This is a genomic window from Candidatus Methanoperedens nitratireducens (assembly GCF_000685155.1).
Classification (GTDB): domain Archaea; phylum Halobacteriota; class Methanosarcinia; order Methanosarcinales; family Methanoperedenaceae; genus Methanoperedens; species Methanoperedens nitratireducens.
Genome location: NZ_JMIY01000005.1, coordinates 289010 through 312733, shown reverse-complemented (window position 1 = coordinate 312733; position 23724 = coordinate 289010). Strand labels below are relative to the sequence as shown.

Genomic DNA, 23724 nt, shown 5'->3' with positions numbered 1-23724 from the left:
TATACTATTGATTTTTCGGATAGGTTCTAAGATATAGTTAAATGCTTAAATCTCACAGGTAACGCCATGGAATTACTAATCCAATTCAGCATCCTTATTCTATCCCTCGCAGCACTGGTATTTTTCGCTGATAAACTAATCGATTCTTCGGCAAAGCTGGCAAAAGCGTTCGGCATAACAGAAGCGGTAATAGGCCTCACACTGCTCTCATACGGCACATCCCTTCCTGAGCTTGCAGTTTCCTCTATCTCCTCGGTCTCTGATCATCCCCAGCTTTCGATCTCAAATGTCATAGGGTCCAACATATTCAATGTTGCTTTAGTCTTCGGGCTGGCTGCTTATATCAGGTCATTCACGGTAAAAGAGGCACACATGGCGGGACGGGATAATTACATAATGGTGGTTACTACTCTTTTGCTGGTAGCCCTTATTTTCTTTTTTGGAGTCATAAGCCGCACAACAGGCTTTATAATGATCCTGTTGCTGGCTGGCTATACATATTACCTGCTCAGGCACGATAGAACCTCCAACCAGTTAAAAAAAGACGGAACTGTGTCAAAGCCCAGAGAGATTGGTATTGTCATTGCCTGTTTACTTGTGGTAATAATAAGCGGAAGGTTCGCAGTTGACTCTGCAGTTCAGGTTGCAAAGGGACTGGGAGTAACAGAATGGCTGATCGGTGCAACTATAATAGCAGCAGGCACATCATTACCTGAACTGGCAGTGAGCATAACTGCTGCGAAAAAAGGGTTCTTTGGCATGTCTGTTGGCAATATAGTGGGTTCAAACATATTCAATATCATGTGGATACTGGGATTCGCAGCCTCACTGAGTCCGATCTACATGAATTTTGACATGATAAAATGGGACAGCGTGTTCCTGCTTGCAGTAACCTTTCTCCTGGCGTATCATCTTGTGAGAACAAGGGTATCACGCAGTGATGGAATACTCTATCTCGCGATATACCTTGGCTATATCATCTATCTGTTATTTTTCAATAATTTATCATGAAAACTTACTTTTTTATTGATCTCAATTAGCGATGAAAAGAATATAAGAGCTATAATAATTACCGCTAATCCAGCTACAGCGAAGCTTGCCTGGAAGCCGTACCGATCTGCAACCACCCCGCCTATAAAGGGACCTGCTGCGAAGCCAAGAGAGCCGAACAGGTTGAACCCGCCCATAGCAGTGCCCCGCTTTGCCAGATTTGCCAGATCGCCTGCCAGTGCAGCCGATGGGGGATACATGAGGGCTCCGACCACACCGCCCAGTACCATGACCGCGACCAGCATTGGCGGTGCAACAATGCCCACACTCATCACCATGATACCGTATAGCAGGGAACCTATAATCAATGGGGGCACTCTTCCTATTCTATCAGATATAGCGCCGAGGGGATACTGAAGGAAGGCAAAAGGTATTAAAAACGCTGTCATGTACATCCCGATACTCCCTGAACCAATACCGTATTTAATGGCAAGCATAAGCGGGAATATCACAACAAAAAATCCTACTGTGAACCGCTCTACAAAGGAAAAGGCATACGGTATAAATATCCTCTTCTCTTCCTTAAGTAACAGCAATGCGTCTCTTAAGGATGCTGATCGTGACTCAAGTTTATGCTCTTTGAGAGCTATTGCCGCAATCGATGCCCCGATAAGCAGCATGAATGAGCCAAAGTAGAGGGGATACAGGGGATCTATTGCACCGATCTTTCCACCAAAAGGTGCGCCCAGGGCATTGCCAGATGCCATACCCATGCCAAGTATCCCCATGCCCCTCCCATAGTGTGTCTGTTTTACTATATCCAGTACTGAGGCCATGAGAAGAGAAAATGCCATGACCGTGAAGGTTCCTTCAATAAAGCGCAGTACCAGCAGTACCGCCATGGTGGGCGCAAGGGTGAGGCTGAACATGAGGACAGCGTTTCCCAGAAAGCCTGCCAGGATGAAAAATTTTCTCTTTCCCATCCTATCAGATATGCTGCCCCAGACAAGTGAGAATATTACATAGGCTGAAAGGTTTACTGAGACAAAGAGGCTTGTCTCTTTCAAGGATACGATATTGAACCTCTCCATGACAAATTCCTTCTGTACAGGATAGATGAGGGTAACGCTGAACATCAGTATGAACGTCAAAATGCCAAGAAGGTATATCTCCCTGTAGCCTGTTTTTTTAGTCATGGTATCCATGACTTTTTAATATGTGATAAGGTATTTAAGCTATTGGAGGGTGTCAAATATATATACAAGAAAAACCCTATCTTTATTTGGGAATTGGAGGTATAGATTATGGCGAGATATGTTATATTGTCTGACCTGACAGATGAAGGTGCTAAGACCCTTAAGAAGAATCCTGACAGAGTAAAAGAAGTTAATACAGAGCTTAAAAATATGGGTATAGACGTACTTGATCAGTACATTGTCCTGGGAGACTTTGATTTCCTGACCATCGTAGACTGCGAGAGTGAAAAAATGATCTTAAAGGCGATTGTTGAACAATTATCCCGCGGCAGCATTAAAACAAGAACCTACAGGATTATACCTGTTAACCAGTTCATTGAATCACTTAAATGAGCAGGCATCCAGCCGCCTTCACTGGCGGCTCCTTACTCATCGTTGTAGAAAAAATTTAAAGTTGTTTGGTTATCACGATCTCGATAATGGAGACATTGGACTCTCCTTTTTCTGAGGCAATTCTTTCAGTACCGATCTTGATATCGTTTATTTTAACATCTGTTATGAACCTGTTCCTTGAGACCTCTACAGCATCCACTGCTCTTGATATTGCTTTTCCTCTTGCTTTGATAGTAACCTCTTTTGCACCGTTGCTAAATTCCTTGACCACAGCGAGAACATAGTTCATCACTGGCTTGTTTCCGATATATACCGTGTTATTCTCAGTCATTGTGCCTCCTATCGATTGTTATATAGTGAATTACAATGATGCTACATAAACTTAACGAGAAATTATACAGGTATAAATTTAATTTCTCAATGCAGGAAATGCCTCGTTCCGGTGAAAACAAGTGAGATTCCGAGCCTGTTCGCAGTTGCGATCACTTCTTTATCCCTTATCGAACCGCCTGGAGATACAATATATCTGATGTGGTTCTCCGCGGAATAGATGATGCTGTCATCGAATGGGAAGAAGGCATCACTTGCAAGAACGCACTCGTTCAGAATACTTCTAATGAATTCATCCTCGCTTATATCGGGTTTCTCTCGCTCGTATAGCAGTTTCAGGTTCTCGATTGCTTTTGTTGCAGCAAGCTTTCTGATAGAATCAACCCTGTTTGGCTGGCCAGCGCCCATTGCAAGTACCTGATAAAACCCCTTTTTGTACTCGCGTGCTATGACTACAGCATTGGATTTTGTGTATTTGCAGGCGGTCAATGCGAACTCAGCAAGCCCTCTTTTCTCATCAGGAAAGGGATGCTCGCTGACGACATCCCATCTCTCATACAATCCCCTGTTCCTTGATTGCATAAGCAGCCCGCCCACGATATAACGATATGTATTCTTAAGCTGCACCCCATTATCCATAGGTATCTCCAGGATTCTCAGATCTTTGCTCTTGTTCCTGAGGAATACAAGCGCATCATCATCATAGCCTGGCGCGATTATTAGCTCCACGAACCTGCCCTTCAGGAATTCCAGGGTCTCAAGATCAGGCTTCTGCGACATGCAAATAATACTGCCAAACGATGATACAGGATCCCCGTCCCAGGCTCTGGATAAAGCCTCATAGAGTGTTTTGCCCGTTGCAAATCCGCATGGGTTGTTGTGTTTCACTACTGCTACAGCATTGCTATTCTTGAGCTCAAGCACAACGTTCAATGCGCCCTCTGCATCTACATAGTTATTATATGACAGCGCTTTTCCATGGAGTTGTTTTGCATTTGCAAGAGAGGGTTCAGTCACACCAGGCTCTTTATAGAACCAGGCGCTTTGATGCCAGTTCTCTCCATACCTGAGCGTTCGACATTCGACGAATTTCAGCCGTAGAATATCCTCGTTGATCAGTTTGCTGCTTAAGTATCTATCAATAGCGCAATCATAATCTGCTATTCTGCGAAAGGCCTTTACAGCCAGTCGCTCCCTGGTATGAAGGCTGATATCCCCATCTTCAAGTTCTTTTATAATAGCAGGATAATCCATGGGATCGGTTATTACAGCAACATGCCTGTAATTCTTTGCGGCAGCCCTTATAAGGGCAGGCCCACCAATATCGATATTCTCAATAGCCTCATCCAGAGCGGCATTTTCCCGTGCTGCAACCTCTTCAAAAGGATAAAGATTCATAGCGACTATATCAATGAGATCAATACCTTCTCGACTTGCTTCATTTATATGAAGTGGATTGTCCCGTGCAGCGAGAACAGCGCCATGTATCTTTGGGTGAAGGGTCTTTACTCTTCCCTCCATCATTTCAGGAAAACCTGTCAGGGCGGATACATCTATTACAGCTATACCCGCATCTCTTAAAACTCTGGATGTTCCACCTGTTGATATGATATCAAAACCAAGCCTGTTAAGCGCGGCTGCAAAATCAATTATGCCTGTCTTATCAGAGACACTGATTAGAGCTTTTTTTGGCAGAATACATCACCTTATATGAATAGAAAATGGATGTTATAAGCTTTTCTGAATCAACGGTTGTGTATGGTTTTGACAAAACCTTTAAGTACTATAATGAACAGAATAAGCTTTATGGCCTGGAGTTGCTGCTGCAACTGCAACTCCGGGTTTTAAGATAGGAGTATTGCATATGTATAAATTCTCAAAAATAAGAAAAACAGTTCAGCTTACATCTTTAATGGTAAGCTCTGTAATCTTTGTAATTGCACTGTATGGGATAGCAACGCATAATGATAAGTACTTTGAGATCGGGCTTCTCCTTATAGGGGCTATACTGGCGGGGGGAATCCTGCTGGCGTCTGTTCTGGGAAGATTCTGGTGCGGATGGCTGTGCCCACGCGGGACGTTCCTTGAGTATGTCCTTGGGAAAGTATCATATAGATCCAGTATTCCCAAAAGATTGAGGACTACAGGGTTTAAATTGTTTATCGCCTCGATAATGGCGATCATGTTCATTATTGTCCTTCTGGAAAAAAATCCGCTTCTGATATCCCAGGATATACTTGCATCCATAGGTGGATTTATTGTATTCATATGTATAGCAACCACGCTTTTGATATCGATACCTCTTGGCATTATATACATGCCAAGGACATGGTGCAGTTTCTGTCCTGTCGGGTATGCGCAGTCCATTCTGTCAAAGAACAAGATCCTTCATATATCAATAGAGGACTGCAAAAATTGCAAAAAATGCCACACAGAATGCCACATGGATATCTGTAAGGATTATACAGGAAAAAGCAGGACAATAGAACATCCTGATTGTTTTGCATGTTTTAAGTGTACTGACTCATGCAAAATCGGTGCTAACAGGCCGATCATATCCCCAAAAATAGAAAAGTCTGCAAATTAATAGACGTTCCTGACTAAAATTATTCAGGGCGATACATTTTTTAGGTATGCAGGATAAATAAAATTTATGAACAATAAATTTAGCTTGCTTTTGGTCATGGCAGCAATCATAGTAAGTGGCTGTATCGAGGAGAGGGTCGAACTACAGAAACCAACAGTCACGGTAAGAGACGTAGATGTAGTAAATGTTACTCAAGAAGTTTTGAATCTGGATGTCCATGTTATAGTCGATAATCCAAATCCTGTTGGTGCAAACCTTACAAGGATTGACTTTGATATATACTATCTACAGGACAGTGAGTCTAACTTTCTGGGACACGGAGAAAAATACGATGTAGAGATCAGAAGTGAGGGACAAACACCAGTAACAGTACCTGTAGCTGTTAATAATACACAGGCTATTCAGGCTGTATCAGAGATGGCAAGGGAGGGCGCTGTTACAATAAGAGTAAATGGCTCTGCGTTTCTTGACCTGGAAGTAACCCAATTTGAGATCCCATTTGAGATTACCAGAGAGATCACACCTGAGACCCTGAGACAGTAACTGCTAAGCCAAACCGACGCCTACTTATATAATAGTGACAACTTCAGAATGAAAATAACATGAGACAGCTCACATACCTGGATAAGAGAATACTTGCAAAACTGGCGCCTGAGCTTGAAGGCGCAACAGGTCCTGCTCCAGGTCATGATTTTAAATTTGTTCTGGTCCCTGTATCTCACAGGGTATCTGAATCCCCTGAGGATTTTGCGGCCAGGTTTACCAGATTGACCGATGAAGAGCTTACCTACCTTGTGGATTTGATTTTACACGGTGATGAGGATGTGCGCTCGTTAGCCGAAGGGGATTTTGATGCTCTTGTCGAGGTAATAGAGAAGAGGTTACCTGAGAAGGCGAGAGAATTGCTGGCTCAGGAGTGAGCAATGATGGCAGCTTATGATTCTAACAGGCTTTTATCATAAAAGCGGAACCTTCCCGTACGCCAGGTCCATACAGAACTCCTGTATATTTGCAAGCTCCCGATCAATAACCTCATCTATCTCTTTCTTTACGCTATCAAGTGAGCCCTCTTCCATAATTACCTGCGCTGCGGCTATCTTGGGCTGATCTATGGGTTCGCCGATCTGGCTTAATAACCATACATATACTTCCTTGATATCAGGGACATTCAGATAGACCTCATTGGCGATCCTGTGGCTGAGCACGTTGTATATCTTCCCAACATGGCTTACCGGGTTTTTTCCTGCTGCAGCCTCACTGCTCACGGGCCGGTTCAGCGGAATGATGCCGTTGACCCTGTTCCCGCGCCCGACCTGGCCTGAATCGGCATCTTCGGCAGATGTGCCTGTTACAGTAACATATATCCCTCCCATGCCCCGTCCTTCTCTATCAAGCGTATTTAAAAAAACAGAAGGTTTTAGTTCAGTTCTCTCTGATACATAGGTCTTTATATCTTCAAGAAGCTCATCCTTTTTTCTGAAATAGTCTTCCTCAGATTCAATGAACGTATCTATAAGCGAATCCGCTATTGTTAGATAAAGATCCGCTCCAGCCCTGAGTCCCATAACCTTGATATCCTCGCCTGAGACAGGAAATCTCTCTTTAAAATCAGGAGAATTCATATACTTCTCAATCTCAAGCACTATGCTCTCAGTAGCCGTCATCGGGGCGTATCCAACCGCAGCCGATGTGTCGTTTGCCCCGAATACAGTATCTTTTCTCTTGAAAATATCAGTGAGTTCTGCTGAACCATGAGCGATCTCAACCTGGTACTCAAGAGCTTCAGGATTAACAAACCTGAGATTATCCTTTAACCATTGTTTTGCCGTATCTATTGCGATACTACCGACATCGATGAACTCACCATCGACTTCAAAAGTAGCCCTGTCTCCGAATATTAGGCGCATAGGCTTTAAGATCACGCCTCCGCCGAACTTTGTCTTCACTTCCCCTGCCACCAGCATCCCCTTATCGATATTATGGTGCATTACAGTGCCGAATCTTTTAATATATTCCTTTGAGAGTTCAACTGAGACCTGGTTCATTATTGAATCGCATATATAATCCGGATGCCCGATGCCTTTCCTCTCAACCACCTCTACTTTTCTCTCAGCTATCGGAGTGGCGCTCAGCTCTTCTATCTCGATATTTCGCAAGTGATCACCTTATTTACCTCTCAGGTACCTTTCAATCAGTCCCTCATAATACTTCAGTGTATCTTCCATGAGCCTCAGATCATTCTCTGTTAATGTCCTTATATGTCTGCTGGGTATATCGAGTACTACACTGTTAGCCGGGATCTTCTGCCCCGGCAGCACCAGCGCGCCTGCGCCGATAATTGAGTACTCACCGATCTCGGCACCATGCAGTATTATAGAGTTAATACCAATAAGCACATTGTTTTTTATCAGGCTGCCGTGAACAATACTTCCATGTCCAACAGTGACATCATCACCTATCTCGATATCTGTCTCATCAGCATGGATAACAGCATTATCCTGGATATTACAGCCCCGGCCTATACGTACTTTTCTCCTGTCGCCACGGATAACCGAGTTATACCAGACGCTTGATCTTTCTCCTATCGATACATCTCCGACAACACATGCAGTTTCTGCTATAAAAACATCCTCTGATATAGATGGTCTTCTATCGCCAACTGGGTATAACATATCTACTCCTTCAATCTTCTCGGGATTAAAACCCATATCTCCCAATGATAAAAGGCACTTACTCACATAAATAGGTTATTAAATTAAGAAATTTTTTGTATGACCTGTGCATTTTAGAGGTGATATCAGGTGTAAAATGTCAGGTGTAATCTTTCTTGGAACAGGAGGCGGCAGAAGGGTTGTCCTGAGCCAGTTGCGCCGCAGCGGGGGATTCTGGCTTAAACTTAATGGTGTGAACATACTACAGGACCCCGGGCCTGGCTGCCTTGTGATGGTTCATAAACACAGGCTCAAACCAGACTCACTTGACGCCATAATACTATCCCACAGGCATATCGACCATTCAAATGATGTTAATATTATGATAGAAGCAATGACAAAAGGCGGCTTCCAGCTGCGCGGACGCTTGATTGTCCCCGGGGATTGCCTGCGTTCTGATCCTGTAGTACTTAAGTATGTAAGACCGTTTACCCGGATAACCGAGATAAAGGAGGGAATGGAGATCGCACTTGGTGATATAAAAATAGAATTCCCCGTTAGAAACGTACACCAGGTTGAGACATACGGGGCAATTTACAGATTCGGCTCAAGACAACTGGGTTATATCCCTGATACTGAGTACTTTCCGCAACTGCAAGAGGCTTACAGAGGGGTTGATTTCCTGATAATCAATGTGGTAAGAATGAAAAAAGATAAAAAGATCCATCATTTAGATATCCACGATGTAGAAGAGCTGATCAACTCTATAAGACCAAAAATGGCGATATTGACCCACTTTGGTCTGCAGGTGCTCAAAGCCTCTCCCTGGATTCAGGCAAGGAGCATCTCAGAGAGAACAGGGGTAGAGGTTATAGCTGCGTATGATGGACTGAGTATGGCTTTTGAATAATCTTTGATTAAAGTTTACTTCTTACAGACTCTATCCTCTCCTCCATCCTTTTTGGAGAATCTCTTCGATCATCAATTGTGATATGTGTGACCACCCTTTTTACACCTCTATTAATCAGTGCCTCATGGGCGGCTTTTACCACGTCTAAGGCCTCGTCAATGGAAGATACCTCCATCACCGTGCCCATGGGAGTTAACTGGTATTTAACGCCTGATTTTTCAATAGCTTTAACGGCAGCAGAGATATACGGGCTCATGCTGGTATTTCCCGTTCCCAGCGGGATGATCTCAAGTTCTGCCGTAATAATTGGTTTCATCTGACCACCATATGTCTGTTGGTTGCAGAAGGCAAAAATACTTTCGGTTACTAATAAGAGGAAAATATGACTGAGCGAAAATATCTTCGATGGAAAAAATGCCTGATCTGTGATGATTTTGTAAAATTGATGTTCCCTGAGGATGCAAAGAACATGCTTATTATCTATGAGCCGGTGGAAGGGATGAGCAATGATTCAAAAAACTGGAAAAAGAGACAGCTTGGATATATTCACAGGGCATGCCTAGATAAGGCTGGCTCTATGGTAAAGACAAAATATAATAGCACTGCTTCAGAGGTTTAGCAGCTAATGAGAACACATATACAAAAACACATATACAAAAACAGACAAACATAGACAGAAATACTATGAAGTTGTTAAGTAGATTAATGGAAACGTTACTTCGTCCGAAAGAAGCGGCAAAGCGGCTTGGTATCAGTATCAAAACCATTCAGAGAATGGATCGTGCAGGTACTTTAAAAGTTATTCGCACTCCATCGCTCGGGAAGTGATAACGTGCCAGTAAGAGAACCTGATGTAATCCCAGTGAACTGCGTAATTCCGCCGGAGCTATTTTCGATGATGGAGGATTACAAAGCAATCGCCAATCATTTAATCAATTTTGGTCTTCATCATAAGATCGGGCTGGAGACTCACTACTATCCTCTTTCTGAAACTGACAAAACAGGCAAACCGAAGCCCATTCCGCCAGAACGTGAACTCAGGGATTTAAATAAGAAATGGTTCAACGAACATTATAAAGGCAAATATGCAGCACATTATCTGGATTCAGCAGCTTCCTTTGCGATGCAGCAGATAAAGTCCTGGAGAACTAATGGCGGTGATATCACTTCTATCCCTCATATCAGAAAACCCATTGCCAGGCTCAATAATGACCTGTACACAATCCAGGAATCCAAGCCTGATGGAACTATGAAGATCAGGATCACGGTAGCCCCGCGAAAATCCGTAGTAATGGATATAAAGGTGAACCACAGGCATTTCACCGAATGGTCACTCAACCGTCCCGGTGCACTGGTCATAGTCCCTTACGGTTTGAGGCTGTGCTTCACGGACGATTCTAAAATCCCTAAAGCGAAAGAATCAGCCGCATATGATTTCAATTTTGACCGTGTTGTGATAGCCCGGTCTGATGGGGAAATGAAAGAAGTAGACCTGTCAGACGTGATGAAAATCCAAGAAAATCATAAGAAGAAGCGGGAATCAGTTCAGGCAACGATGGCTCACAACCCTCAGAAATCCCAGAAGATAATCAGGAAGCACAGCAAGCGTGAACACAACAGGGTAAATGATTTGCTTCACAAAAAGGTTCACGGCAAGAAGAATGAAATCCTGACCTTTGTGGGGAGCAGGCATCTCGGAGTGGAAGACCTGCACGGCACTACTCAGGATATCCTTACAGACGATAGAGGTGTGAAGTTCAATGCAAAAATGTCGTCCTGGATACACGGTGCATTCGAAGATATAATTGTCCACCATCATCCCGACTCGAAGTTATACTATACAAGGGGAACATCAAGGTACTGCCCGTTCTGCAGTTCAAAGCTAACGCATCCCACATGGAAGCAGTCAAAATGCCCGAACTGCGGCATGTTCGATAGAGACTGGCTGGAAGCCGTGAGCGGTCTGGTCAGGACAAATACTAAACACAAGAAAGGTCAGCCGTGGGCAGTCCTCAGGGATGTATTTCCGCAGTATATTGAAAATAAGTTATTACTCTCATCAAGATTGATGATACGGGGACTTCCTCCGGTCAAGGTTATAACGGAGTCTGTTTGCCCCGAGTGTGCCGTCCTCTACTCAGAAGAACAGAGCGACATCGACAGCGGCATAGCTGCTGTGATGCACGGAAACCGCAGTGACGTATATGATCCCACCGAAAGGGTCATAGGGTCAGATCAATTGCTGATCGAATCTGAGAACGACGCAAATTCTGAAATAGACGAACGTATGTCACGTTTGTCTACGTAGGAAGGAACAGGTCGTATAGTGGCATATAGAGATCTACGTGAGTTCATAGAACTTCTTGAAAAAAAAGGCATGCTTCGGCGGATAAAAACCGAAGTCAGTGCAGAGCTTGAGATCACAGAGATCCTGGACAGGGTAGTAAAAAGCAGCGGCCCCGCGCTGTTATTTGAAAACGTTGAGGGCTATAATATACCGATATTTGCCAACGCTTTCGGGACAATGGAGCGCATGAACCTTGCGCTGGGCGTGAATGATCTGAACGAGATTGGTGAGAGAATCCAGAAACTCCTGGAACTTGAAGCTCCATCCAGCATCTGGAACGGGATCAAGATGCTCCCCAGGCTTGGAGAGCTTGCATCGTTCGCCCCGAAGTACGTAAAATCAGGACCATGCAAGGAAGTAATACTCAAAGAGGATTTTTCACTTGAAAAATTCCCCGTACTCAAGTGCTGGCCGGGGGACGGTGGCCGCTTCATCACCCTCCCGCTTGTGTTTACTAAAAACCCGAAGACGGGAAAACAGAACGTGGGGATGTACAGGATGCAGGTGTATGACGGCAGGACAACAGGTATGCACTGGCACATACATAAACACGGGGCAAGGGATTATGCTGATGCAGGTAAAGATGGAAAAATAGAAGTTGCAGTCGCTATCGGTGCTGATCCTGCTGTTGTTTATTCAGCGACCGCACCATTGCCTGATAATATCGATGAGATGATGTTTGCCGGGTTCCTCAGGAGAAAAAATGTTGAGCTTGTTAAATGTGAGACTGTTGATCTGTATGTTCCCGCACATGCCGAGATCGTACTTGAAGGATATGTGGCATCATCAGAGCGGCGTGTTGAGGGACCTTTTGGGGATCATACAGGGTATTATTCGCTTGCTGATGAATTCCCTGTATTCCATATAACCTGCATTACCCACCGCAGAGACCCGATATACCATGCCACTATCGTAGGAAAGCCTCCTATGGAGGATGCGTATCTTGGCAAAGCCACGGAGAGGATCTTCCTTCCCCTTATGAAGATGCAGCTTCCTGAGATCGCTGATATCAATCTGCCTGTTGAAGCTGTCTTCCACAACCTCTGTATAGTATCCATAAAAAAACGATATCCCGGGCATGCTAAGAAGGTGATGTTCGCACTCTGGGGAATGGGCCAGATGATGTTTGCAAAAACAGTGATCGTGCTTGATGATGACGTGAACGTGCAGGACATGGGGGAAGTGCTGTGGGCAACCACTACACGAATAGACCCTGCAAGAGATATCGTAATAATCGACAGAGCGCCGACCGATACCCTTGATCATGCTTCGCCTCATCCAAACCTTGGTTCAAAGATGGGGATAGACGCTACACGAAAAGGACCGGATGAAGGCTTCAACCGGGAATGGCCTGATGCTTTAGAGATGGATAATGAGGTTAAAGCACAGGTAGATCGGATATGGAAGGAGCTTGGTCTATAATATCTATAACAAATCCCAATCCCTGCTCAGGTCTTCTCCACCATAGTAGATCTGCTGGGCAGCGTTATAGATATCCTCCATGCCAGAGCCATACATGGATGAAACTGGAAGCAATACCTGGCCGGCTCCGAATGAGCTGAGGACTGATAAAAACTCTATGCTCAGTTGAGTGCGCATCGTGGGGAGTTCATTATGGATTGCTTCTTCAAGCTCTATTAAATCCCTGCTCCATCTCAGAATTTTCTCACGCTCATCATCTGTCAATAGATCGGACTTGGTGAGAATACTGATGAAAGGGACATTGAACCTGACCTGCACAGAAGCTGCCTGCAGCATCAGTGTGATAAAACCTGATGGGGTTTTTGAGATAACAGGATCATAGAGAAAGTTGATTATCGATTTATCCGCACCCAGAGAATCGATTAAGAATTTCCCGGACTGCCTCATAATAAACAGCTCCATCTGACCGGGCGTATCAATAATAACGTATTCTGCATCATAGTTTTCAATTTCCTCTTTAATTTCATCGATGTTCATGGCAAGCATGTCAGCAGCTATAATCTGCGCCCCGTTTGGCCCGACGCCGTAATCTTCCATGATACCACCTAATTCAATCCAGTCACGGATATCCACGTCAGGCACATAAGGCGCGCTCTCAATACCAGGATCAAGGTTTACTGTTATTGCATCGTATCTCTGGTGCTGCATCCACCCGGCAAAGGCGCCTGTAAGTGTAGATTTGCCGCTTCCTGCTGAGCCGATAAAGTAAAGATTAATCATTTCAATCAGGGATAATATCGATTATATGAGAAAAGAGTTGTGATGTTTGCCAGACTAAAACTGTACATGGATTTTGTAGTAATAAAGCACACCCTGTTTGCTATCCCATTTGCTTATCTTGGTTCATTTCTTGCAAGCAATGGAATCCCTGAGCTTCGGATACTATTCTGGGTAGGGCTTGCGTTCCTTGGAGCAAGGAGCGGGGCAATGGCACTTAACAATCTTATAGATAAGGATATAGATGTTAAAAACCCGAGAACCGCTGCCCGTGAGCTGCCATCAGGGAGGATAGGAATATACGAGGTATGGGTAATTATACTGGTATCGTATTCCCTGTTGTTCTACTCTGCCTATAAATTAAACCCGCTGTGCCTCTTGCTTGCGCCCATTATCCCGCTAACGTCAATCATCTATCCCTATCTTAAGCGGTTCTCTCCTGTATCGCATTTCGTTTTAGGGCTCAATCTTGGCTATGCGCCTGTGGGAGGCTGGCTTGCTGTAACAGGTACTTTTAATCCGTTCGGCCAATCCGAGCTTGCTATGCTTTTCTTGCTATTTGCCGTCACCTTCTGGGTCGCTGGATTTGATATGATATACTCACTGCAAGACCTTGATTTTGATAAGAAAAACGGGCTTTATTCTATACCGTCCGTATTCGGTGTAAAGATCGCGCTCGGGTTATCGTTCGTGTCGCATATTCTTATGCTTTTGCTTCTTGCTGGCCTGATGTATATGCTAAAGCTCGGGAGCATATTCACGGCAGGGCTGGTGCTTATTGCACTGCTGATATGGTATGAGCATACACTGGTCAAGCCGGGTAATTTTACCAGGATTCCCGTGGCGTTCTTTAATGTTAATGCTGCTGTGAGTTTGAGCATGCTTATTTTTACGGTTATGGATGTGATTGTGTGAGGTAATATCTTGATAGATTTTTTATCGAAACTTAAAACAAAACGTTATATACCATTTTGCTCATGGTCTATATGGTGAAAAAAGATGCCTGTAATGCTTGAGAAGTTGATTAAAGCACTAGAGAACATAGATACCAGAGCTAAGGCTGAGAAGAATTTTGCAGATAAATGGCTTGGAGCATTCGAAGGCGTAATTCCGGAAGGAATGACCAGTACTGAATATATTAAAAATCCCACCGCAAAGATATGATGCATCCTCCTCGGCCCTCCCATGGCCAACTCGGGCTGAGCATCCTCTGCGGTGATTTGTTCTTTATATTTTCAAGACCTCACAAAAAAGATAGAGGAATTTAACGATTCGTTTATCCCTTTTTCACTATTGTATCATCTACAATCGTTATATCATCCACATACCAGCCCTCATATTTGTTGTATTTGGCATCTATGGTATTGAATACGAACCTTATTCTTATCTTATTCCCTGCATAATCAGAGAGATCTATAGATTCTTTAACCCAGTTTTCCTTGGTGTGGCTTAACTGTTTTAAGGTTTCCCATGCGCCATTGTTTACAGAGATCTGTAGCAGCTTCTTATCATAGTTACTATTTGTCTCTGTTTGGTACCAGCTCAAGAAAGAGAGCTTCGGCTGTCTGCTGCCCTTAAGATCGATCTCAGGGGAGATCATATTCCCTGAATGTGCTATTCCTATATCGTAGGTCTTTGTGCTCTCACTACCATACCAGATGCTGTAATTGCCATTGGTGTATCTGTTACTTGAAATATGCCACAGGCCTGAGGCCCTCCATCCAGCTTTTCCTGATTCTGCATCGAAGTGGTAGATCGTTCCAGGAAGCGCGGGTGCTGGTGTGGGCGTGGGTGCAGGCGTAGGAATATCAATAGGTGTGGGTGCTGGAGTCGGCTCTGGAGTTGGTCGTGGAGTTTTCTCTGGAGTTGGTCGTGGGGTTATCTCTGGAGTTGGTCGTGGGGTTATCTCTGGAGTTGGCTCCGGAGTTGGTTCCGGAGCCGGTTCTGGAGTTGGTTTTGGTGTTGGTGCTGGTGTATAGCCTGCATTATATGAAAGGATATATACCCCTGCTTTGTCAGCAGCAGTAAATATCTTTCCATTTGAGTAGACTATATCACTGGCGTAATCCGGCAGCTCAAAGGTACCTAGCAGTTTTATGTTCGATGGGTTTTTGATATCGAGTACTCTTACATGTCCATTAGGGCCCCCTGCCGCATAAGCAATGTTATTGTAGGCATCAACTGAGCGACCAGACCATGCACCAGAATAACTTACTTTACCAATCAGCTTCGGGTTCGCTGCATTACTTAGATCAATCGTAACTACATCATTACCGGTAACGGCAACTGCAGTATTACCATTAACCGCAACATCCCTGTAAGCTGTTCCAGAGCCAAATGTGCTGACACGTACAGGCTTTGCTTTGTTGCTTACATCGAAGATATGTAACCCTTTAGCAGATCCACCTGGAGAGGCAACTAATAGATATTTTTGACCATACTTCGCAAACCTGGATAACGAAATACCGATATCAGTTTTTGATACATACGAAGGCTTTGATGGGTTAGTTATACTAACAGCTCCCAGAGAATCATTAGGGTAATAAACAGAGGTGTATACATAATCCCCGTCTGCTATAACACCATCAATATGGTCTCCGTAGTCTTTCGTCAGCATCACTGGATTTGTTGGATTGCTTATGTCAATTATATTAAGTCCTCCCCAATCCGCTGCAGTGAACAGATAATTACCCTGTATATCTATATCCTCGCTTCTACCTGCGTAATTGACATACGCAACTTCTACAGGGTTTGCAGGGTTGCTTATATCTATAACCCAGACTCCATCATTGTGGGCACCTATATACATATAATTGCCCTTTACTGCTATTGAATGTGAGCCACCGACCACTGGTATCTGTACTGCCAGTTTCGGCTTTGTTACATCTGATGTGCTGTATATACCGAAACCCTTGGATTCAGCCGCAAGGAACGTATATTTAGATGTCGGGAATATTCCTTCAATATATCCTGGTATCTCTGCTCCCTTGCCAACAATCTTTATACTGGTAGGATTGGAAATATCTATTATATTGAACCCCTGATACCTTACTGACACGTAGGCATAGTTACCAAGTATTTTGATATCATTGGCATCCATGCCCATTAGTTTTGCGACACCAACAGGCTTTGCCGGGTTTGATATATCTACAACATGCACGCCATTGTGGTATTCAGTGACATAAGCATATTTTCCTTTTACAGCAACTCCAGAAAAGGTGTTAGTTCCGGCATTTGCAGACCAGCTCCCTTTGATCGATGGGTTTGCCGGGCTTGTAATATCTATAACGTATAACCTGTTATCGCTTCCAACTGCGGTATACAGGTAATTCCCGGACACTGTGAGTCGCCAGGGTCTGTTATAGCCGCCCAGTTTAAGTGTAGCTACAAGAGAGGGCTTTTTCTTATTAGAGATATCAATTACCAGTATTCCAGCACCTGAAGCTGCCAGGAAAGCATAATTATCTTTAACCTTGACATCGCGGATCTCTGCTCCTTTAACTATAGATGGTTCAATGTAAGATACAACGGCAGGTTTAGCCGGATTTGAGATATCAAGGATCGTAAATCTCTTTGTACTTGCTACATAGAGATAGTTGGATTTGAGATCTAATCCTCTTACCAGAGAATCCGTATCTGTTTTATATTTATAATTTTTCCAGTTCAGTTGTGCTATTTTGCTATCGGACGAGACATCATATACTCTGATCTCTGTGCCCTGGCCGACATATAAGTAACCATTAGCCTCCACTAAATCAAATGAATTCCCATTTCCCATATGCCCGATTTTTTGGACACCAGTAGAGCCCAGGCTCATCTGAGGTGCTATAAAAAACATAAGCAATAACCCAAACAGTATTGGCTTGTAGCTGCTGGTTATTATATGTTTAGCATATCTAAATATTTTCCCATTATTTTTATCAACATATTTCATTTTTATATATCCCTCGTTCTAACTTATTTTTCCTGTATCTTTTCACTTCTCTGTATCTCATTTTTCTATATTCCTCGTTTCTACTTTTATTAAATTTTTTTATTAAATATTAATTATATATAAATTTATTACGTATCCTGCAGTATTTATTAATTTAATAAATACTCCAAAAGTTTACACCTGTGTAGCCTGTACTATTACCTATCCAATGTAATCTCTTAGCCAGTGCTACTCAAAACTTTTTTAAAATATACATACTCAGTGAAACAACTGAGTCTGCTATATATAATCAATATTATGTGTCCCTTTGCATGTTCTACCATGAAAATTTACAGCATTTATACTCCAAAATTCAGTCCTAAAAGTCCCGCATGGGGTACTGAAGGTACTTAAATCATCATAGTTGTTACTCTGCTTTATATCATCCAGGAACCAGCCCAGGCAATTTATGGTTTTTCTGACAATGGCAGTGAATGTAACAGCTTCACTTGTGTCCGTTAGCAGAAGCTGGACATTATCAATCGTTTTGCTGTTATACCATGTAATTATCTTGGGTGGTATAGCTGTTCTGAAATAATAAGCAGTCACTATGTGTGATTGAATCAATGAAAGAAACACTGATAGAGGATACCAGCGTATCGCTATAAGCAATAATTCCAGCATTAGATATTTCATTGATATCAAGTAAGACCAAATAACCAACATTCATATAAATGTATCGGTGATTTTCCAGGTTTTTTTGAATTTTTTAAGATTTGATATCGTTCAATTCAGTTTTTTGATCTATCTTTGATATTTATTTGATATTAGCGTAAATATAACGTTAAATAATTACATTTAATCGTTCCCTGTGCCTCAATGATTAATTAAAAACATAGATGTATGGTTAATGGCATAGATTCGGTACTAAATCATCCTGTTCTTATTTTTTTCTTTCTTACTTTTTTAAGAGGAGAGCCGCATACTGGACATATATCCCCTTCTGGAAATCTCCGCTTGCATCCTGTACATTGCTTCTCCCACAGGAGGATATCCTTTATTTTTCTCTGACCTGCAGGCATCACCCTGATCCCCAACTGGATGGCGGTGTTCTGGATCGCAAAATCATCTGTAACTAATATAGTCTCTTCCCGTACTGAATATTCCAGTGCCTTTGCCAGAATGTCTATATCTGTACCTGAGAGTTCCTCACTGTCCCTTGTAATCCCTGCCTTTGACCTGACCTCCTCTTTGAAACTCTTAAGCGGAGGCTCGACTCTTACGTTCATCAATTCCATCATTGTCCTTGCGGCTTCTTCTCTGAGTTCTTCAACTACAGAGGGAACTGTTACGATATCTCCTTCAAGCCTTTTTCTTATAATGAACAGGGAAGCATCTGCGATATATTTCATTTTTATAGATCTCTCAATAGCATGTCTTGAATAAAGAAAAAGATTAAGTATGATCGAGCATATTCACGTACGTCCCGCCTTAACTCAGTGGCTAGAGTGCGCGGCTGTAGTTTGTTCATGTGCATTTATTGCACACATTAGCGCGCAGGCACCGCGAAGTCCCCGGTTCGAATCTGGGAGGCGGGATATTTTTATTAACATGCCATAAAATCCGATCATAAGGATATGCCTGGCACGATCCTTCTGGCCACTTCCCGATAAGCTGAAGCGAGGTCTCCTTTATCATACCTGAACACATCTTTATCAAGCGACTCACCTGTCATCTTATCCCAGAAGCGGCAGGTATCGCAGGATATCTCGTCTGCTAAAACTATATCTCCGTTTCGCCTTCCGAACTCAAGCTTGAAGTCAGGAAGCAGGAGGTCTCTGTCATTCAGGTATTCAACCAGTATGGAATTAATCCTGAGGGCAAGCTCTCTTATCTTCAGGAGCTCCTCCCTGGTGGCAAGTCCGAGTGCAAGTGCGATATCATCATTGATCATTGGATCGCTATATTCATCGCTCTTGTAATCTAAAAGCAGGATTGGAGGGTCAAGTTTCTGACCTGGCTTGAACGGGTATTTCCTTATCAGGGATCCTGCTGCGATATTCCTGACGATTACCTCGATCTTTATGATCTCCACAGCATCCACGACCATCTCTGTATCTGATAACATGCTATCAAAATGCGTTTTAATGCCTCCCTCCTCAAGCAATCTAAAGAGCTCCTCCGATATCCGGGCGTTATAGTACCCTTTTTTTGGCGCAGTGCTCTTCTTCTTGCCATCAAAAGCGGTCAGGCTATCTCTGAATTCCATTATCAGTTTCTGCGGGTTATCTGTCTTGAAGATTGTCTTTGCCTTGCCAGAATAAAGCGCATCAAGCTTAATCATATTTCCATTATAGTAATCTTGTGGATATAATGCTATTGATAGTGCGAAAGTATTATCATGCTAAGTGTATATAGATGAAAACCGCGCTTTTAAATCTGGAGAAAAAGGATGCCTGTAAAAGAGAAAGAACCAATGATAATGCACCCGCGGCCAAGTTCAATAGTTGCCGCGCTGTACACATTAAGAGATCTGGATACCGATGTTGTTATACTGCATGGACCTCCAGGATGCTGTTTCAAACATGCTCGCCTGCTTGAAGAGGACGGCATGAGGGTTGTTACAACATCGCTTGATGAATCTGGTTTTGTTTTTGGAGGACATGATTCATTAGTTGAAGTGCTTGAAAAGGTTATCAGGCGCTTTAATCCAAAACGCATAGGTATAGTTGGAACATGCGCAAGCATGATCATAGGAGAAGAGCTGCATGAGGCGGTCATGGATGTCCAGCCTGATGTGCCTGTTATTGAAGTTGAAGTGCACGCTGGCTACAGGGATAACACAAAAGGGGTTATCATAGCGCTTGAATCAGCACTCGCCGCAGGGATTATCAGTGAAGCAGAGTTCGAGAGGCAAAAATCCCTTCTGAAAGAGGCCACCATGGTTGAGAAACGCCACGGTGCAGCCAGCAAGGAATACCTTGAGCCCAACCGGGGGGATCTGAAATTCAAGGTGGCTGGAAGATTGCTTGAACTGATGAAGCAGGGAAAACGGGGACTCAATATACTCAATGCAAAAAAAGAAACTGCCTTCATGTTCGCAGATATCAACCTTGCGGTTAACCAGATAGCAGAAAAACTCGGCTCTCCTATCATAAACATGGCGAACCTTAACGAGGATGTAGGGCTTCCGAAGAACAGGAGAAATGCCCGTGAAATCAAAGAAGAGCTAAAGAACAGGGGAATGGATATCCACCACATCACAGGAGGACTGGATGAGTACCCTGTGGCAGGAAATAGCGCCAATCAGATCATCGGTGAGAAGTATTCAGATTATGATTTTGCAGTAATAACAGGCGTACCCCACGCACTTCCCATGGATAACATAAATAATATGGAACTATTCTCTATCACAAACGGCCCGCGCCAGGTGATCCCGTTAAAAGAGATGGGGCACAGGCACGTTATGGTTGAGATAGACCTGCATCCCAGGACCCTGGGGATAAATCATATAGTTGAATCAGAATTCGGGGCGACACTGCGGGAGATGGCAAAGGATGTCTAAGCAGATCGCAATCTACGGAAAAGGCGGGATCGGTAAATCAAGCACTGCATCAAATGTGGCAGCAGCATGCGCTGATGAGGGCTACCGCGTCACGATAATAGGATGCGACCCGAAGAGTGACTCCTCTATCACGTTGCTGCGTGGAAGGCGCATTCCCACGATTATGGACCTTATGCGGCAGGGCGTGGACATAGAAGAAGAGGATATCGTGTTTGATGGCTATAAAGGTGTTAAGTGCGTCGAGATAGGAGGTCCTGAGCCTGGCATAGGCTGTGCAGGAAGGGGCATCATCGTAGCTATAAGCCTGCTTAAGAAAACATCAAAGGCGATAGAGGACACGGACCTTGTGATATATGATGTGCCAGGCGACATTGTCTGCGGGGGATTTGTGGCCCCTGTCAAGAAAGGGCTGGTGAGCGAGGCATACGTGCTGACATCAGGTGAGTATATGCCGCTATACGCAGCCAATAACATCTGCAAAGGGCTCTCAAGGCTTGAGATGCCGCTTAACGGTGTTATCTGTAACTCCCGAGGTGCGCCGAACGAGGAGAACATAGTAAGTGAATTCGCAAAGGAGATAGGGAGCCAGTTACTGGCATTTATCCCGAAGGATGTTCTGGTGCAGACATGCGAGCGGGAGGGTTTTTCTGTTATTGAAAAAGAGCCTGGTTCCGCAATAGCCGCAGTTTACCGAAAGCTTGCCCGCAGTATAATGACAAAGAGCGATGCCCGGGTTCCAGAACCGCTTGATGATGCAAGGTTAAGGGAACTTACGAAGATATGAGAATTTTCTTCCGATCAATTTTAAATTATTCACCGCAAAGGACGCAAAGAACGCAAAGCATAGCAACAACAATCTTTGCGTCCTTTGCGCTCTGGTATGAAAAAGTTAAATATATATCGCATCTTAGGCTCAGATGTGGTTCAGCTAATATAAACACCGAACTGGTACGAACTCGATACGAACTTGGGCTGATGAGTTCGTTTAAGTTCGTTTTGAGTTCGTTGTTAATCGTCTTTTTCATTGTTATCTATGAACTACATTTCATAGCCGACTTTGCGGTGAAATCTATATGCTACCTCAACAGGTTACTAGGTACTAACATAAATCAGGTATCTACGTTTATCTGCGTTCATCTGCGGTTAATTAAATTCAGCAAAATTTTTAGATATAACCACATAAAAACAAAGGGTTGCAACTTATGATTGACAAACTTGACATTCCCCGTATCCTCATTGCAGGAGACCGCTCCTCAGCAGGAAAGACCACAATCTCCATAGGTATAATGTCCGTGCTCAGGGACATGGGATATAAGGTGCAGCCCTTCAAGGTCGGACTCGATTTCATTGATCCGAGCTACCATACAGAAGTAACAGGCAGGTATTCCCGCAACCTTGATGGTTATCTGATGCCAGAGCGCACGGTCAGTGAGGTATTCTCACACGCAGTAGAAGATGCGGATATCGCTGTCATAGAGGGAGTGCGCGGGCTTTTTGAAGGGCTTGAGGCTACAAGCGATATCGGAAGCACAGCCCAGATAGCCAAGCTCCTGAGATGCCCTGTCGTACTTGTTATCAATGCAAGGAGCATCACCCGCAGCGCGGCTGCTGTTGTTTCAGGATACCGATCATTTGACCCTGAGGTGAATATTGCAGGTGTGATCCTGAACAATATCGGAAGCCAGCGCCACAGTGAGAAGGCAAGGACTGCAATTGAGACATACACTGGTATCCGGGTTATCGGGGAAGTCCCGCGCAACAGTTCAATGAAGATCTCGATGCGGCACCTGGGGCTTATCCCCGCACTTGAGGGAAGGCGCAGGCTCAGTGATTTTGATGAGAACCTGGGGAAGATTAAGACTATCATAAATGAGAACGTGGATATCGACAGGTTCTTATCACTCGCTAAATCCGCAGAACCTCTGCCCCGGCCGGAGAAGAGCATCTTTAACTTTAAAGCACGGGTCTCTGAGAGTGCGCCAAGGATAGGGGTAGCATACGATGAGGCATTTAATTTCTACTACAGGGATAACCTTGAGCTTCTTGAGCTTGCCGGGGCAGAGCTTGTTTACTTCAGCCCTGTGAATGATAGAAGCCTTCCACGGGTTGATGGATTGTATATAGGCGGGGGTTACCCTGAATTGTTCGCTCAGGAGCTTGAGGATAACAGCTCTATGCGGGAATCCATCAAACAGGTCTCATCTGAAGGATTACCTGTTTATGCAGAATGCGGCGGGCTTATGTATCTAACCCGTAAGATCGAGATGGATGTAACAGGGAGCGGAAATTATAATATGGCACAGATGCAGGGCGGGACTTTCAGTATGGTCGGGGCTGTACCCGGCAGGACATTGATGGGACATAAGCGGGTTGTGAGTTACAACATCGGACGCTTTGTAAAGGATAATATGATAGGCAAAAGCGGGAATTCGTTTATAGGACATGAATTCCACCACTCAGAGGTACTGGATCTGCCTGATGATACCACATTCGCTATCAGGCTTGATCGGGGAACAGGGATCAGGGGAGAATATGACGGCATACTTGTCGGGAATACCATGGCAGCATATGCGCACCTGCATGCTGCATCATATACAGGTTTTGCAAGATCTTTTGTGGATTCTTGCAGTGGTCAAAAATGAC

26 protein-coding genes and 1 tRNA gene are annotated in these 23724 nt (G+C 43.9%); 16 read left to right on the top strand and 11 right to left on the bottom strand.

The features are described 5' to 3' along the window. Positions 1 to 66: 66 nt before the first annotated feature. Positions 67 to 1011: a calcium/sodium antiporter gene (locus tag ANME2D_RS11455; protein ID WP_048091758.1), complete on the top strand. Its 945-nt coding sequence runs from the start codon at positions 67 to 69 to the stop codon at positions 1009 to 1011. Here ANME2D_RS11455 and ANME2D_RS11450 read toward each other — a convergent pair. After that, positions 981 to 2186, bottom strand: coding sequence for an MFS transporter (locus ANME2D_RS11450; protein ID WP_052368877.1), 1206 nt, complete (start codon positions 2184 to 2186; stop codon positions 981 to 983). The genes ANME2D_RS11455 and ANME2D_RS11450 overlap by 31 nt on opposite strands. 108 nt (positions 2187 to 2294) lie before the next feature. Here ANME2D_RS11450 and ANME2D_RS11445 point away from each other — a divergent pair, with 108 nt between their 5' ends. After that, entirely contained in the window at positions 2295 to 2579 is a 285-nt protein-coding gene (locus ANME2D_RS11445; RefSeq protein WP_048091756.1) for a GYD domain-containing protein, read from the top strand. A 55-nt stretch (positions 2580 to 2634) separates the two neighbouring features. Here the strand turns inward: ANME2D_RS11445 and albA are convergent, their stop codons facing one another. After that, entirely contained in the window at positions 2635 to 2910 is a 276-nt protein-coding gene (albA, locus tag ANME2D_RS11440) for a DNA-binding protein Alba (protein WP_048091754.1), read from the bottom strand. A gap of 86 nt (positions 2911 to 2996) precedes the next feature. After that, positions 2997 to 4604 (bottom strand): bifunctional phosphoribosylaminoimidazolecarboxamide formyltransferase/IMP cyclohydrolase, encoded by a 1608-nt coding sequence (gene purH / locus ANME2D_RS11435; protein ID WP_048091749.1) that lies wholly within the window; start codon positions 4602 to 4604, stop codon positions 2997 to 2999. Positions 4605 to 4773: 169 nt separating this feature from the next. Here purH and ANME2D_RS11430 point away from each other — a divergent pair, with 169 nt between their 5' ends. The 3 genes from ANME2D_RS11430 to ANME2D_RS11420 all read left to right on the top strand — a co-directional run bounded on the left by ANME2D_RS11430 (position 4774) and on the right by ANME2D_RS11420 (position 6416). Next, entirely contained in the window at positions 4774 to 5496 is a 723-nt protein-coding gene (locus ANME2D_RS11430) for a 4Fe-4S binding protein (protein ID WP_048091747.1), read from the top strand. Positions 5497 to 5562: 66 nt separating this feature from the next. After that, positions 5563 to 6039: an NDR1/HIN1-like protein gene (locus ANME2D_RS11425; protein WP_048091745.1), complete on the top strand. Its 477-nt coding sequence runs from the start codon at positions 5563 to 5565 to the stop codon at positions 6037 to 6039. Positions 6040 to 6098: 59 nt separating this feature from the next. Beyond that, positions 6099 to 6416 carry a hypothetical protein gene (locus ANME2D_RS11420; RefSeq protein ID WP_048091743.1) on the top strand — a complete coding sequence of 106 codons (318 nt, stop codon included), beginning with the start codon at positions 6099 to 6101 and terminating at the stop codon, positions 6414 to 6416. A 36-nt stretch (positions 6417 to 6452) separates the two neighbouring features. Here the strand turns inward: ANME2D_RS11420 and ANME2D_RS11415 are convergent, their stop codons facing one another. Both ANME2D_RS11415 and ANME2D_RS11410 read right to left on the bottom strand, forming a co-directional pair. After that, positions 6453 to 7652, bottom strand: a complete 1200-nt coding sequence (locus ANME2D_RS11415; RefSeq protein WP_048091738.1) for a methionine adenosyltransferase — start codon at positions 7650 to 7652, stop codon at positions 6453 to 6455. Positions 7653 to 7661: 9 nt separating this feature from the next. Continuing rightward, on the bottom strand, positions 7662 to 8168 hold the full coding sequence (locus ANME2D_RS11410) for a gamma carbonic anhydrase family protein (RefSeq protein WP_048091945.1): 507 nt from the start codon (positions 8166 to 8168) through the stop codon (positions 7662 to 7664). A 136-nt stretch (positions 8169 to 8304) separates the two neighbouring features. On the opposite strand from ANME2D_RS11410, the gene ANME2D_RS11405 reads away from it, so the two are divergent. Then, a complete protein-coding gene (locus tag ANME2D_RS11405) occupies positions 8305 to 9057 on the top strand; it encodes an MBL fold metallo-hydrolase (protein WP_048091736.1) in 753 nt (250 codons plus the stop codon). Between the two features lie 7 nt (positions 9058 to 9064). Here the strand turns inward: ANME2D_RS11405 and ANME2D_RS11400 are convergent, their stop codons facing one another. Then, positions 9065 to 9373 carry an MTH1187 family thiamine-binding protein gene (locus ANME2D_RS11400; RefSeq protein ID WP_048091734.1) on the bottom strand — a complete coding sequence of 103 codons (309 nt, stop codon included), beginning with the start codon at positions 9371 to 9373 and terminating at the stop codon, positions 9065 to 9067. A 66-nt stretch (positions 9374 to 9439) separates the two neighbouring features. On the opposite strand from ANME2D_RS11400, the gene ANME2D_RS11395 reads away from it, so the two are divergent. From ANME2D_RS11395 to ANME2D_RS11385, 4 genes are all read left to right on the top strand, one after another. Then, positions 9440 to 9676, top strand: a complete 237-nt coding sequence (locus tag ANME2D_RS11395) for a hypothetical protein (RefSeq protein ID WP_048091732.1) — start codon at positions 9440 to 9442, stop codon at positions 9674 to 9676. A gap of 86 nt (positions 9677 to 9762) precedes the next feature. Then, positions 9763 to 9885: a MerR family DNA-binding transcriptional regulator gene (locus ANME2D_RS18135; protein WP_157834095.1), complete on the top strand. Its 123-nt coding sequence runs from the start codon at positions 9763 to 9765 to the stop codon at positions 9883 to 9885. A 67-nt stretch (positions 9886 to 9952) separates the two neighbouring features. Further along, positions 9953 to 11365 (top strand): transposase, encoded by a 1413-nt coding sequence (locus ANME2D_RS11390; protein WP_048091730.1) that lies wholly within the window; start codon positions 9953 to 9955, stop codon positions 11363 to 11365. 18 nt (positions 11366 to 11383) lie between these two features. Further along, on the top strand, positions 11384 to 12826 hold the full coding sequence (locus ANME2D_RS11385) for a menaquinone biosynthesis decarboxylase (RefSeq protein ID WP_048091728.1): 1443 nt from the start codon (positions 11384 to 11386) through the stop codon (positions 12824 to 12826). Between the two features lie 3 nt (positions 12827 to 12829). On the opposite strand, the gene ANME2D_RS11380 is transcribed toward ANME2D_RS11385, so the two are convergent. Continuing rightward, the gene (locus ANME2D_RS11380; RefSeq protein WP_048091726.1) at positions 12830 to 13606 is read right to left on the bottom strand and encodes an ATP/GTP-binding protein; all 777 of its coding nucleotides are present in this window, start codon (positions 13604 to 13606) and stop codon (positions 12830 to 12832) included. 42 nt (positions 13607 to 13648) lie between these two features. Between ANME2D_RS11380 and ANME2D_RS11375 the strand changes: the two genes are divergently transcribed. Together ANME2D_RS11375 and ANME2D_RS18130 are read left to right on the top strand one after the other, a co-directional pair. Then, positions 13649 to 14518 carry a UbiA-like polyprenyltransferase gene (locus ANME2D_RS11375; RefSeq protein WP_048091724.1) on the top strand — a complete coding sequence of 290 codons (870 nt, stop codon included), beginning with the start codon at positions 13649 to 13651 and terminating at the stop codon, positions 14516 to 14518. Between the two features lie 84 nt (positions 14519 to 14602). Next, positions 14603 to 14767 (top strand): hypothetical protein, encoded by a 165-nt coding sequence (locus ANME2D_RS18130; protein ID WP_157834094.1) that lies wholly within the window; start codon positions 14603 to 14605, stop codon positions 14765 to 14767. A gap of 112 nt (positions 14768 to 14879) precedes the next feature. On the opposite strand, the gene ANME2D_RS11370 is transcribed toward ANME2D_RS18130, so the two are convergent. The 3 genes from ANME2D_RS11370 to ANME2D_RS11360 form a co-directional block, all read right to left on the bottom strand. Beyond that, a complete protein-coding gene (locus ANME2D_RS11370; RefSeq protein ID WP_048091722.1) occupies positions 14880 to 17537 on the bottom strand; it encodes an LVIVD repeat-containing protein in 2658 nt (885 codons plus the stop codon). Between the two features lie 279 nt (positions 17538 to 17816). Beyond that, positions 17817 to 18221: a hypothetical protein gene (locus tag ANME2D_RS11365; RefSeq protein WP_157834093.1), complete on the bottom strand. Its 405-nt coding sequence runs from the start codon at positions 18219 to 18221 to the stop codon at positions 17817 to 17819. Between the two features lie 227 nt (positions 18222 to 18448). Next, a complete protein-coding gene (locus ANME2D_RS11360) occupies positions 18449 to 18928 on the bottom strand; it encodes an NOB1 family endonuclease (protein WP_048091718.1) in 480 nt (159 codons plus the stop codon). A gap of 73 nt (positions 18929 to 19001) precedes the next feature. Between ANME2D_RS11360 and ANME2D_RS11355 the strand changes: the two genes are divergently transcribed. Further along, positions 19002 to 19114, top strand: a tRNA-Tyr gene (locus ANME2D_RS11355). A gap of 29 nt (positions 19115 to 19143) precedes the next feature. Here ANME2D_RS11355 and purC read toward each other — a convergent pair. Further along, a complete protein-coding gene (purC, locus tag ANME2D_RS11350; protein ID WP_081810258.1) occupies positions 19144 to 19857 on the bottom strand; it encodes a phosphoribosylaminoimidazolesuccinocarboxamide synthase in 714 nt (237 codons plus the stop codon). A gap of 111 nt (positions 19858 to 19968) precedes the next feature. Between purC and cfbD the strand changes: the two genes are divergently transcribed. From cfbD to cfbB, 3 genes are all read left to right on the top strand, one after another. Further along, positions 19969 to 21081, top strand: coding sequence for a Ni-sirohydrochlorin a,c-diamide reductive cyclase catalytic subunit (gene cfbD / locus ANME2D_RS11345; protein WP_048091714.1), 1113 nt, complete (start codon positions 19969 to 19971; stop codon positions 21079 to 21081). Then, a complete protein-coding gene (gene cfbC, locus ANME2D_RS11340) occupies positions 21074 to 21865 on the top strand; it encodes a Ni-sirohydrochlorin a,c-diamide reductive cyclase ATP-dependent reductase subunit (RefSeq protein ID WP_048091713.1) in 792 nt (263 codons plus the stop codon). The genes cfbD and cfbC overlap by 8 nt, the downstream gene beginning before the upstream one ends. 418 nt (positions 21866 to 22283) lie before the next feature. Next, positions 22284 to 23723, top strand: coding sequence for a Ni-sirohydrochlorin a,c-diamide synthase (cfbB, locus tag ANME2D_RS11335; RefSeq protein ID WP_048091711.1), 1440 nt, complete (start codon positions 22284 to 22286; stop codon positions 23721 to 23723). Position 23724: the final 1 nt, after the last annotated feature.